Source organism: Desulfuromonas sp. (assembly GCA_002869615.1).
GTDB lineage: Bacteria > Desulfobacterota > Desulfuromonadia > Desulfuromonadales > UBA2294 > BM707.
This window is the reverse complement of record PKUH01000084.1, coordinates 1-12,755: the sequence shown is the minus strand read 5'-3', so window position 1 is coordinate 12,755 and position 12,755 is coordinate 1. Positions and strand designations below refer to the sequence as shown.

General features: G+C 56.8%; 8 protein-coding genes. 2 read left to right on the top strand and 6 right to left on the bottom strand.

Going from position 1 to position 12,755, the window contains the following annotated elements; all coding sequences use genetic code 11:
* The 6 genes from C0623_08230 to C0623_08205 form a co-directional block, all read right to left on the bottom strand.
* A partial coding sequence (locus C0623_08230) for a hypothetical protein (GenBank protein PLX99917.1) occupies positions 1-4,853 on the bottom strand: 4,853 nt, incomplete at its 3' end.
* A gap of 127 nt (positions 4,854-4,980) precedes the next feature.
* On the bottom strand, positions 4,981-5,952 hold the full coding sequence (locus tag C0623_08225) for a hypothetical protein (protein PLX99916.1): 972 nt from the start codon (positions 5,950-5,952) through the stop codon (positions 4,981-4,983).
* 142 nt (positions 5,953-6,094) lie between these two features.
* Complete coding sequence (locus C0623_08220; protein ID PLX99915.1) at positions 6,095-7,075, bottom strand: hypothetical protein; 981 nt, start codon at positions 7,073-7,075, stop codon at positions 6,095-6,097.
* Positions 7,076-7,089: 14 nt separating this feature from the next.
* On the bottom strand, positions 7,090-8,307 hold the full coding sequence (locus C0623_08215; protein PLX99914.1) for a hypothetical protein: 1,218 nt from the start codon (positions 8,305-8,307) through the stop codon (positions 7,090-7,092).
* A gap of 15 nt (positions 8,308-8,322) precedes the next feature.
* Positions 8,323-10,575: a hypothetical protein gene (locus tag C0623_08210; GenBank protein ID PLX99913.1), complete on the bottom strand. Its 2,253-nt coding sequence runs from the start codon at positions 10,573-10,575 to the stop codon at positions 8,323-8,325.
* A 73-nt stretch (positions 10,576-10,648) separates the two neighbouring features.
* Positions 10,649-11,563: a quinolinate synthase gene (locus tag C0623_08205; protein ID PLX99912.1), complete on the bottom strand. Its 915-nt coding sequence runs from the start codon at positions 11,561-11,563 to the stop codon at positions 10,649-10,651.
* Positions 11,564-11,723: 160 nt separating this feature from the next.
* Here C0623_08205 and tatB point away from each other — a divergent pair, with 160 nt between their 5' ends.
* Positions 11,724-12,113 (top strand): twin-arginine translocase subunit TatB, encoded by a 390-nt coding sequence (gene tatB, locus C0623_08200; GenBank protein ID PLX99911.1) that lies wholly within the window; start codon positions 11,724-11,726, stop codon positions 12,111-12,113.
* The coding region (gene tatC, locus C0623_08195; protein ID PLX99910.1) for a twin-arginine translocase subunit TatC at positions 12,103-12,755 on the top strand (653 nt) is incomplete at its 3' end. The genes tatB and tatC, both read left to right, overlap by 11 nt.

The window sequence follows — 12,755 nt, the reverse complement described above, 5'->3', positions numbered from 1 at the left end:
TTAGCCGACCCAGCATATCCCGGCAGATTGTAATTCGCCGTTGCACTAAGCTGGTCGAGGAAAACAGCATTCCCGGAAAAAGCCGCTCCGTTGTTGTTGAAGTTATTACCGCTGATGTCGAGACAGGTCGTTCCGCTCGCGGTCCCGTTGCCACCAGCCATGGCATAGAGGGAAGAGAGCGCAAAGTTGTTTGTCGGATCAGCGGCGAGAGCCACATTGTTGTTGGCGATCGTCGCATGCAGATCAACATTGCTGTTATTCAGCAGATCAATCCCGGCAAAGCCCTTGATCTGCTGAATGATGTTGTTGTTTATAACCACACTATGATTAATCGTCCCGGCCGCACCGATCATGATACCGGAACCGGTCAATGAACCGGAGCCGGCAAACCCGGCCGCGCCAATGGTATTGTCCTGGACGATTCCGATGACCGTACCGGCACCATTAACAAAGTTGGCGGTAATGGCGTTGCCATTGGCGTCACGGAAAGTCTGTGCACCCAACGCAGTACTGGAAATATTGTAGGTGACGTTGATGTTACCACCGGCGCTACCACCGGAGAGAGTGACACCGCCGCCACCGGCAACAACGTTGGTGTGATTGTTCTGGAAACTGTTGTCCTGCAGCACGATATCCATGGTCGACGTCCCGAGGGCGTTCGACTGGAAGAGGTCACCGCGAGCACCGAGGAAGGTCACGCCGCTAATGGTCGTGTTCAGGGTGGCGCTGTTTTGCGCCTCGACCAGGATGCCGTCGTTGCCGGAAGCGGTGCTGTTCAAGCCGATGGTACCGCCATTGACGGTCAGACGATCGAGAGTTCCGCTGTTATTGACCACCCTGATATTATCCTCGAAGCCGCCACCGATCGTGTTGCCGGTAAAATTCGCTGAGCCGAGCAGGTTGCTGAAGCTGACGCTCCCTTCGTCCAGGGCCGCCGAGGTCCCGTTGATCCCGCTGATGACGGAATTGGTGAGATCAAAATTGGCCACGCCCGATCCCTGAATTGCGAAGTTCTGAAAATCATTGAGCTGCATGTTGCTGAGAGAGACATCCTGCGTATTATTGAGGTAGATCCCGACACCACTGGTCGTACCGTCGGCCCCGGTTTTGTTGGCAATTGTTCCGCCGCTGCCAGCGGTCGAGCCAACCCCGGTAACAGTGAGGCCACCGGCTGTACCGGTTGTGTCGAGGATAATCCCGGCATTGGCGCCGGCACCGGAAGAGATGCTCTGGAAAGTCAGCCCACTGGCACCGATTGTCGTGCTGTTGATATTCAGAGCGGTGCCGGATGTTGAGGCAATGGTGTTGCCGCTGCCAGTGACACTAACCGTACCGCCACCGGTCGCCGTGAAACCAGATCCGGTTGAGGTGATGATATCAATGCCTGCACCGGTCCCTGCCAGATTGATGGTACCGCCGCTGTTACCGGTCAGACTGATGGCATTGGCCGTAGATGTCTGGGCATCAATCGCCCCGGTCACTGCCAGAGTACCGGCTGTCTTGTTGTTGACGTTCAATGCACTGGCCGCGTTGGTCTGGGTGATGGTGCCGTTATAGGCAATATCGCCGGTCGAACCGTTGACGTTGAAGGCGGTCCCGGTCGGGTTGGTGATTGAAGCATTATCAAACGTAAAACTACCGGCACTGCCATTGATGATATCGATACCGGCATCACCTCCACCCAGAGAGTTCGTACCGCTGAAGGTATAGGTCCCGTCGGCATTATCAAATTGCTGGCCGTCGCCATTGGTCGCCGACAGGTCGGATGTCGCATCGAAGGTCACGGTGCCGCTGTGCCCACCGGAGACCGAGAGGGTGCTGCCCGTTCCGGACTGGCTCAGGTCGCTGTTATTAAATGCGATATTGGCCGAGCCACCGTTGAGCGCCAGCAGGTCGCCACTGGCATCGGAGATCGTAGAGTCGGTCACGGCGATCGCCCCGGTCACGCCGGTCAGGCTGAGGGCCGCTGTCGAACCGCCGGAGATCGTCAGGCTGTTCAGGGTCAGGCCGCTGAAGGTATTTCCAGAAACGGCTGCTGTTCCGCCTGTCAGCGTCAGGTTCTCCAGAATGTTGGCATCAGCAAGAGTCAGGGTACTCGCTCCGGTCGTTCCAAGCGTTGCCGCGCCGAGGTTGTCGGTGTCGGTGACACTGCCGGTGACAAAGTTTGAACCGACAATGTTGACCGGCTGACCGGCACCGAGAGTCAGGGTGTCGCCAGCATTGATGAAGGTGAGAGCGGTCTGGTTGTCCTTCAGAGTAAAGGTGCTGCCACCGAGCGAGGTAAAGTCGTGGCTGCCACCGAGGAAAACAATCGTCTGCCCGGCAACTGTGTTCGTTAGAGCGTCGGCTGCGGTCGCAGCATTGGCATAGGACGAGCCGTCGCCAGTACCGTTCGTAGCGACAAAGAACGCGCCCCCACTCCCTTCAAACGACGCCAGGTCGCCAGACCCGAAGGTCGTCCCGGTGAAGTCATAGGTACCACTGACCGCCGGTCCGGTGGAAACCAGACCATCAGCATCGATCGTATAGTTGCCGGCACCGGTATTGATATCAATCGAACCATTGCGGAACTGGAAATTGGCATTCGCGGTCTGGGCCGTGTTGCCGGTGTTGCTGAGCTGGACACCGGTATCAACGTTGCGGATATCACCACCATTGATAGTGATGCTGCGGAAGTTCTGAGTGCTTGACAGATCGATACCGGTTGCAAAACCGTCGAACAGGAAGGTGCCACTGTTGGCCAGGGAAGCATCGGCTCCATCCATGTTCAGACCGGTGCCGGTACCGCTTGCTGTCGTGATCGAAACATTGCCGAAACTGTAATCTCCGGCATCGTTGGTGTTGACGCGGATTCCGTCACCGCCCGGATTGGTGATTGTCGTCGCTCCGAAACCGGCTGAAAGGGTTGCCGGATTGCCACTCAGGAAGATGCCTTCACCGGTACTACTGCTGATGGTGGTTGCGCCGATGGCGACGGTCCCGTCAACCTGGCCGAGAACCAGACCCTGGGCAGTGCTGCCGGATGAGAGAGCACTGGACAGGGAGAGACTGGCTGTTGTCGAAGTAAGTGACAGCGCTGCGCCTCCTGTTGCATCGACACTCCCGCTGGCAATATTCAGATTGCCGCCGCTGGCGACAATCCCGGCTCCAGATGTTGTTGCTGCATCGAGCCCTCCGTTGAAGGTGACAGTCGCCGTTCCGAGGTTGGTTGCCGTCACCGCATCAGCGGTCGCGCTTGAGATATTAATCCCGCCACTGAAGGTGACGTCACCGCCAATACCGTCAATATCGATCACACCGGCGCCCGAAATCGCACCATCATGCGTAACCGTCGCGGATCCGCCACTCAAGGCAAAAGCGGTTCCGGTCGTATTGCTAATTGAAGAACCGCTGAAAGCAACAGTGCCTGTAGCGCCAGTGAACGAAACGCCGTGCAAACCACCTGCTACATCTGTATCGACGATTGTCGAACCGGCAAAGCCGCTGCCACCGAGCGCGATCCCGCCCGAACTCAAAAGATCCAAACCGTTGATCTCGCTGCCATCAGCCAAGGTAATAATGTTTCCGGTACTGGTGATCGTCGGACGCAATGTCCCGCTCGAAGCGCGCGGCAGGGCGACCGCGCCGAGTTGATCAGTATTGACTGTCAACGTAGTCGCGACCAGCTCGCTGAGCAGACGCTGCCCGGCAACCAGGCTGAAAGATTCATTATTGAAAGAACTGTCAGCATAAACCAGGACGATATCGTCGGTCGAAGCATCGGCGGCGGTCAACGTGTCAAAAGGCGTCTCAGCTGAACCGTCACCACCGGCGGCGGCACTACTGGCGACATGCGTTATCAAGATCGGCGTTCCACCGGAAGTCAAGACGACGTCCGGGGCAGCAATACCACTGGTTTTAGTCGCGGTGCCGGTGACAATGTCCGGATCACGCTGGATCCGCTCAACCATGCGCTGCTCAATCGAACTTAGCTGTCGAATCGGCTGATAATTGTCAGTAGCCCCGAAAGGGATACGGAGCCGGGCACCGAGCAGGCCTTCATCTTCCCGAACATCATCGTAACGGTACTCTCCGGTCAGTTCGATCAGTGAGCCGGGCATATCGAAAATATCATTCAGGCGGACACCGGCCCGGCCGCGACCGCCATTAATGGCTTCAACATCAGATGCATCAAAACTGTATCCGCCGAGATAGCCCCAGATTTCGAGGTTATCCTGATGAACGAAACGGTATCCTACTTCTGCATCATAACCACTCATGGCCCGTTCAAACGTTTCAGTCGTCAACGTATTTGTTCGCTGAACAATATTGGACCCCTGATAGAATATACCGGTGGCCGCTCCACCCGACGAACTAACAACCTCTTTGCCACTCTCGGCCAAATAGACATTGAAGCGGAAATCCCAATGTTCCGTCAGTCTTTCAACCCCGAGAGTGAACTGACTGAAATCACTGCCGGCATCCGTTGAAATAAGATCGTAAAAGAGATAACCCCCGATGATTCGATCATTGCCAGGCAGGATTTTCCTGTAACCGATCCCGAAGTTTCCTTCCGAATTTTCCAGGTCATCAAACTGGCCACGGATGTCTAGGAACAGCAGCTCTTTGTCGGTTTCATCAATCGGGATAAAGAGCTCCATCTCGCCAAGGCTGCGTTCGCTACCTCCTTTGCCGGTAAAATCAGCATGCGGCTGCCACTTGGCTGCAAAAACCCAACCGGTCAACAGATGACAAAAAATCAGAAAAAAAACAAAAAGCCGCATCAATTTTGCGGCTTTGCTTCTGTTTTTAAATTTTGCGCCGCTGGTAAAAAAGAAATGCGGCCCGGTCGTATACATAATGTGTGCCCCCAATCAGACTTACAAAAAATACGTTCAGGTCAACGACTCCGGATGCCACCTAACCTTATATCATCATTTAAGATGTTTCCAACTACATCTTTCCGTAAAAGCAGATAAATAAAAGAAAAAACTTGATGTTTTAAATCCGGATATCGATATAGGCCTCTTCCCGCAACTCCCTGTTCCAATCCTTGAACGCCTGTTCCCGCTTCTCTTCCTGCAGGATCTGTTCGATTCCGGGGCGCACTTCGTCAAACGGCTTTTCGCCGCCGCTGCTCCGGTCGGTCATCTTGAAGATAAAAAAACCATTCGGGACTTCCACGATTTCACTGATCTTGCCACTCTCAAGGTTACGCACCACCCGGTCAAAGGATTCGCTCAATTCGCCAACCCGGAATCGGCCCATATCACCACCTTCGGCTCCGGAAAGGGCATAAGAGACCAGCAGGGTGTTGACCGCCTCCCCCTCGACCAGCCGTTTCCGCGCCTCTATTGCCTGGTTTCTCAATTCCTCAATCTCTTCTTCGTCGGCACTTCCGGGGATCGGCAGAGTGAATCGGCTCAGCTGCATGTAGGGCGGCTCGCGATATTCATCGATGTGATCACGGTAATATTCCCGGACCTCGGCGCTGGTCACTTCGGTTTTGCTTTGCACCTCGGCGCCGATCAGCTTGAAGCGGAGAATCTGCTTGCGCAGCTGGTCCTGGTAGGTTGCAAAATCCATCCCCTGCTGCTGCAGGGCCTGCGCCAGTTGTTCACGCGTCAGGTTGTTCTGGCGTTGCACATCCTCGACAGCGGCTTCGACATCCTCTTCCGAGACCTTGATCCGCAGCTGCTTGAGCCGATCCTTGAACAGCTCTTCCTCGATCAGCTGATCGAGAACCTTCAGTCGCATCTTCTCCTTTTCTGCGGCAGTCAGGGACGCGCTGTTCGGATTCAGCTTTAAGGCCTGCGCAAAGGCAGCCTCCAGCTGGCGGGTCGTAATCACGGCATCGTTGACCACCGCCGCGACTTTACTGATGACTTCGGCAGAACAGTTGACCGCAGTGAACAGGAGAAAAAAGATGAGTGCTGAAATGATTTTATTTTGCATCGTTGAGTTCTCTCGCATTGATTGATTACCGATTCATCAATATAAGGATTGATATTTTTTTCGCAAGGTCAGGAAAAGCGAGAGTCTGTGGATGAGCAGCATGCCAGCTTGATTGACGCGGCCGCCCGGAGTCTTCCGCCGTAATTTAAAAAAGATCAACTCACTTGAAAAGGGACCAGTCCATCTCAATCGTCGCCTGGCTCCGCAAATCCCGCAGCCACTCCTGGTAAGCCTTTTCCTTCTTTGCCGAGAGCAGGGTTTCACGAATTTCGTCCCTGACGTCATCCAGGGTCAGCTGGGCTGCCTGGCGCTTCTCCTCAACCAGGAACACGTGATAGCCATACTCACTCTTGACGAGGTCACTGAGCCGGCCGACGGCGAGGTTAAAGACCGCTTTCTCGAACTCCGGCGGCATTTCGCCCTTGGCAAAGAAGCCGAGATCGCCACCCTCGTTCGAATCGGGAGAGAGCGAATATTTGCGGGCGATATCGGCAAAATCTTCACCCTGGCGAAGCAGGCCAAGAACTTTCTGCCCCTCCTCTTCGGTTGAAACAACTATCTGCCGGGCCCGGACCTGGTCCGGTCGGTCAAATTCCTTTTGGTTCTCCTTGTAGTAATCAGCGATCTCCTGTTCACTGACCTCTAACTTGGCATAGACTCGCTGATGAACGACCTTCTCCATCAGCAGGTCCTCCTGCAGATCATTGCTCCATTCCTGCAGGCTGGTTCCCCGTTCGCGCAGCATCGTCTCAAAGGTCCCGGCAGGATATTCCTTGCGGGCTTCCTCGATCGCTTTGTCGTGCATCTCGGGTGAAATCCGGATCGCCATACGATCCGCCTGGGCGAGGGTCAGTTCCCGATCAATCACCTGGACCAGAAAAGAACGTTCGAGCTCTTCCCGTTCTTCCTCGGAGAGCTTATGCCCCTGGGGCAATGACTTTGAAAACCGCTTGTGGAATTGCTCGAGACTGACTTCACGACCATCGACCCGAAGCAAGATCGGGGAGGGCGCTTCACTCTCTTTCTTGCAGGCACTCAAAAGCAGAAGCATCAGGAAAAAAGTGATTGTACCGGTGATCAGGCAACGGCGCATAACCAACCCTTCATAAGGAATAAATCGAGGTCCGAACCTCGAAATCATGAGCGTTCAAACTATCACGACTCAAGAAAAGCAAGCAATTCTTTTTTAGCAAAATCAAGCAGTTCACTATCACCGATCCGCCCGACTTCGAGGGTCAGCTTGTAGTCCGGCGAGAAGCTGCTTTTTACGTCCGGCCGCTGCAGCCGGCTGAGGATTTTTTCCGGAGAGACCCTGGTTGCGGCGTGAAACCCGAATATCAGTCGCCGCCCGTCGAATTCGGCGCTCTCGATCCGCAGCTGTTTGAGCAGAACCCTGAGCTTCATCAGTTCGATCAGCATCTGTCCGGCGGCGGGAACCTTGCCGTATCGTTCACGCAACTCATCGGCGAGATCGTAAATCTCTTCATCCGACTCGGCAGTCGCAAGCCGGCGGTAAAAAACCAGCCGCTGATTCGGGTCCGGCAGATAGACCTCCGGCAGGTAGCCCGAGATCCCGAGCCGGACGTCGGGATCGATCCGATCCTCCTTCGCCAGGCCCTGTAGTTCTTGAATGGTCTCTTCGAGTAGATCGGTATACATCTCGAATCCGACCGCTGTCACCTGGCCGGCCTGCCTGGCGCCCAGCAGTTCTCCGGCGCCGCGTAATTCAAGATCGTGGCTGGCGATTCTGAATCCGGCCCCGAGTTCGGTCTGTTCCTGCAGGATGCGCAAACGTTCCCGCGCCTCGCGACTGAGCAGCCCTTCGCCGGGAATCAGCAGGTAGGCATAAGCCCGCCGATCAGAGCGCCCGACCCGGCCGCGCAACTGGTAGAGTTGCGACAGACCGAAACAGTCGGCCCGGTTGACGATAATGGTATTGGCGCGCGGAATGTCGATGCCGTTTTCGATGATGGTGCTGCAGACGAGGACATTGTTCTTCCCTTCGATAAAATCGAGCATGACCTTTTCCAGTTGCCGCTCCCCCATCTGGCCGTGGCCGACCGCGACCTTTGCCTCCGGTACCAGTTGACGGATAAAATCGGCCATGGCGTCTATGGTCTGCACCCGGTTGTGGACAAAAAAGACCTGGCCGCCGCGCTGCAGTTCACGCAGAACCGCCTGGCGGATCAGATCATCATCGAAGCGGGAGACATACGTCCGGATGGCAAGCCGATCGACCGGCGGCGTGTCGATAACCGAAAGGTCGCGCAGGCCGAGCATTCCGAGCTGCAAGGTCCGGGGTATCGGCGTCGCGGTCATGGTCAGAACATCGACTTCGGCGCGGAAACGCTTGAGTTTCTCATTGTGCGTCACTCCGAAGCGCTGTTCTTAATCAATAACAATCAGACCGAGATCGCGAAAGCGGACATCGCGCTGCAACAGGCGATGGGTGCCGATGATGATATCGATCTTGCCCGCCTCCAGCTTCTCCATGACCGCCTTCTGCTCGGCCGGACTGCGCAGCCGCGAGAGCATGTCAACCTCGACGGCGGTCCCGGCGAAGCGCGCCCGAAAGGTCGTCCAGTGCTGCCGCGCGAGAATGGTCGTCGGGACCAGCAGTGCGACCTGTTTCCCTTCAAGGGCGACACGGTAGGCAGCCCTGATCGCAACCTCGGTTTTGCCGTAGCCGACATCACCGCAGACGAGCCGATCCATCGGTTTCTCCGATTGCAGATCCTCCTGGACATCCTCGATGGCGGCAAGTTGGTCGGTGGTCTCCTCGTAGGGAAAGGTCGCCTCGAATTCACGGAAGTCGGCGCCTGGATGCGGAAAGCTGTGGCCCTTGTTCATTTTCCGCTTTGCCTGGATTTTCAAAAGATCGCGCGCCAACTCCTCGACCGCAGCCCGCGCCTTGAACTTCGCTTTTTCCCAGGCGGTGCCGCCCATCTTGTCGAGTTTCGGCACATGCCCGTCGGCTCCGACATATTTCTGGACCCGCTCGATCCGGTCGATCGGCAGATAGAGTTTGTCATCGCCGGCATACTCGATCAGCAGGTAGTCGCCTTCGGTCGATCCGGTCTGTAGATGCTGAAGACCGCGGTATCGGCCGACGCCATGATCGGTATGAACAATAAAATCGTTTTCCTTGAGCTCGGAGAGTGAAGGCAGGAGGGTTCGCCGTTTCTGGCGTCGGGTCCGGCGCCGGGCCCGGGTTCCGAAAATATCCTCATCGCTGAACAGTGCGATCTTTTCATCCGGCAGACGAAAGCCGGCCGACAGTTCACCAACGCAGACCAGCGCTTCCCCCCGGGGAATATCGGCCAGCCGGCGGTCCGGAACCAAAGGCAGTTCGAGACCATGGGCCGACAGCATCTCCTGCAGCCGTTCGGCCTGACCCGGCTGGTGACAGGCAAAAAGAATGCGCCAGTCTTCTGTCCGCCAGGTTTCGATTTGTTCGACCAGGCGGTCGAGGCCCTGCCGCAGCTCCTTTGCCGAGCAGTGAAAGTCGCTGTTCGGCAAAGCCTCGACCCGGTAGAGCGGCCAGTCGGCTTCAAGGTGATAAAGCTGCAGGCGGGTGATGTCGATGCGCCGGCCCTTGTCGAGCTGTTCAGTTGCAGACCCCGGGTCAAGAAACAGCTGATCCGCGGCGACATAAGGTTCAGCGCTGTTGCTGATACGCTGTTCGCCCTCACGGATTTCGGCGGCGAACCGGTCCATGGCCTGTTCAATCGCCGGTGGGTCGATCACCGCCCAGCCTGCCTCGGGCAGATAATCGAAGAGAGTTGAAAGCTGCGGGTAATTGAGGGGCAGAAGAAATTCGCGGCCCGGCGCCGGCAGAGCTTCACGAAACTCGTCGAGAATCTCTTCGCGCCGGGTCCGGGTCATGTCAAGATCATCGCACCGTTCCTGCAGCTTTTGCAGGAAATAATCAAGATGCTCGCCGGCCAGGACCATCTCGCGGGCCGGAAGCAGCAAGACCTCGGCCAGCGACTCTTCTCCGGTCCGCTGACTGTCGACCGCGAAGGGCCGGATCTGCTCGATGTAATCGCCGAACAGGTCGAACCGGAGTGGTTGCCGGCTCGCCGCCGGATAGATATCGAGGATGTCGCCGCGCAGGGAAAAGGTGCCGCGATCCTCAACCATCGGCACCGGCTGGTAGCCGAGACCGAGCAGCCGGTTCTTCAAGTCCTGCCGCGGGTACTCCTCCTCAACAACCAGGTGAAAGGCAAGCTGATCGAGAACCGGGCGCGGCATGACCCGCTGCAGCAACGACCGGACCGGCACAACGACAACCCGGGCCGAGCCGGCATGCAGAGCCGCCAGGGTCGCGACCCGTTCCGCCTCAACTTCCGGGTGCGGGCTTAGAGGATCGTACGGCCCGACCTCCCAATGCGGCAGGATGACAATTTCGTCCGGATTATGAAAGAAAGAGAGGTCGGCCGCCAGTTTCGCCGCCTCTTTCTGGTCAGCGACGAGGACCGCTATCGTCCGCTCGGCTGTTTTCAGCAGCTCGGCGAGAAGTCGGGCCGCGACCGGGTTGGTCAGACCATGCACCTCAAGATGCCGATGCGCGGCAAAACCTTCCGCGACCGATTGTAGCGTCGCGTGTCTCGCCTCTATGCGTTGTTCATTCTCGGACATCGCAAGCCCCAAAGAAGAAAGGCGTGCCCGACATCTCGATCGGACACGCCCAGTTCAGGATTAGATCAGTCAATCAATCTCGCGGTACAGCCAGCATCCGGTCGAGTGATGTTTTCGCTTTAATCCGGACATCCTCCGGCACCGTCACCTGGGGCGACATCGTCTGCAGGGCATGCAGCACATCGTCGAGCGAGGTCAGCTTCATGTTCGGACAGATCAGCTTCGTCGTCGGCAGAATGAATTCCTTGTCCGGGTTTTCCTTGCGCAGGCGGTACAGGATACCCATCTCGGTGCCGACGATGAATTTTTTCGCATCACTCTGGCTGGCATAACTGTACATACCGCTGGTTGAGCAGATGTGATCGGCGATGGCGAGGATCGCCGGCGGGCATTCCGGGTGCGCCATGAACAGGGCATCCGGGTGATCCGCTTTCGCCCGTTCGATATCGGCAACCTCGAGCCGTTCGTGGGTCGGGCAGTAGCCGTCCCAGAAATAGCAGGTCTTGTCGGTCCGGTCGGCAATGTACTGGCCGAGGTTGCGGTCCGGCACCAGCAGTACCTCTTCGGCATCGAGCGAGTTGACAACATTGACCGCATTCGAGCTGGTACAACAGATATCGCTTTCGGCCTTGACCGCCGCCGATGAGTTGACATAGGTGACAACCGTCGCCTCCGGGTGTTTGGCCTTGAGCTCGCGCAGGCCATCGGCGGTGACCATGTCGGCCATCGGGCAGCCGGCATCGAGGCGCGGCAGCAGCACCGTCTTCTCCGGCGAAAGGATGGCGGCGCTTTCGGCCATGAAATGGACCCCGCAGAAGACGATGACACTCTTGTCGGTTTCGGCCGCCGCCATCGCCAGGGCGAGTGAATCGCCACCGATATCGGCGATTTCCTGGATTTCGTCACGTTGGTAATTATGGGCCAGCAGCAGGGCGTCTTTCTCGTCCAGCAGCCGGCGGATTTCTTTTTTGGTTTCGTAGAGTTCCATGACACCTTTCCTCGGCAAATCGGAAGGCCGTAGTCTAGTGTAAAAACCCTGATATGTCAAACCCTTATCCAGCCTTAGCCCTTGACACTACTGGCTTTAGCCGCTATCCTCTGCTCACCCGTTTCGTGCGGCTTAATGAGATCCGTCAGATGGAGAAACTATGTTCGGCATCGGCTTTCCGGAACTTCTGGTCATCCTGGCCCTGGCCCTGATTGTTATCGGGCCGAAGCGCCTTCCCGATATCGCCCGCGCCCTTGGCCGCGGTTTCAACGAATTCAAAAAGGCAACCGATGAATTAAAGTCATCGTTCAACGAGGAAGTCCGCCAGGCCGACATCCGTGATCAGATCCTCGATCGCGGTAAAATGACCCCGCCCGACCCCTCTTATGATCCGTACCAGAACGCCAACAAAGACATTCCGCCGACTGACGGCAAGCTGCCGGACGGCGTCGTCAAAAAAAACGGGGCGCCGCCAATCGTCGAGCTAAACCGGAACGACGACACTGAAACGACAGACGACGAAGGGAACGAAACCGACGATGAGCGATGAACAGCTCCCTGTGACCAAACATCTTGAGGAGTTGCGCAAACGGCTGATGATTGCAGCGGCCGCGTGGTTTATCGCCTTTCTCGCCTGTTACGGCTTCTCCGAGCAGCTTTTTCAGTTCATTTCCGAACCGGTTCGGGCAGCGCTGCCGGAAGGGAATTCGCTGGTTTTCATCAAGGCGACCGAACCGTTTTTCACCTATCTCAAAATCGGGGCGCTGGCCGGTCTGCTCATCTCACTACCGATCATTTTCTGGCAGCTCTGGGCCTTCGTCGCCCACGGTCTCTATAATCACGAAAAGAAATACATCTTCCCGTTTGTCACGGCCAGCTCTCTCTGCTTCGCCGCCGGTACCTTTTTCGGCTTTTTCTTTGTCTTCCCGACGATCTTCAAATTCCTGATCGATTACGGCATCGGCAGCGGCGTCAGCAACCCGATGTTGTCGATGGGCGAGTATCTTGCCCTGTCGAGCAAACTGCTGCTCGCTTTCGGGCTCGTATTCGAGCTCCCTATCGTCATCTTCTTCCTCGCCCGGCTCGGGGTTGTCGACTACAAGTGGCTATCAAAAAACCGCAAGTACGCACTGCTCTGCGGTTTTGTCATCGGCGCCGCCCTGACTCCGCCCGATGTGATTTCGCAGACCGC

What these genes read in the sequence shown, in the direction of transcription:
- C0623_08225 (PLX99916.1), bottom strand. Translation starts at nt 5,952, where the DNA reads ATGCGAGAGAACTCAACGATGCAAAATAAAATCATTTCAGCACTCATC.
- C0623_08220 (PLX99915.1), bottom strand. Translation starts at nt 7,075, where the DNA reads ATGATTTCGAGGTTCGGACCTCGATTTATTCCTTATGAAGGGTTGGTT.
- C0623_08210 (PLX99913.1), bottom strand. Translation starts at nt 10,575, where the DNA reads ATGTCCGAGAATGAACAACGCATAGAGGCGAGACACGCGACGCTACAA.
- C0623_08205 (PLX99912.1), bottom strand. Translation starts at nt 11,563, where the DNA reads ATGGAACTCTACGAAACCAAAAAAGAAATCCGCCGGCTGCTGGACGAG.
- tatB (PLX99911.1), top strand. Translation starts at nt 11,724, where the DNA reads ATGTTCGGCATCGGCTTTCCGGAACTTCTGGTCATCCTGGCCCTGGCC.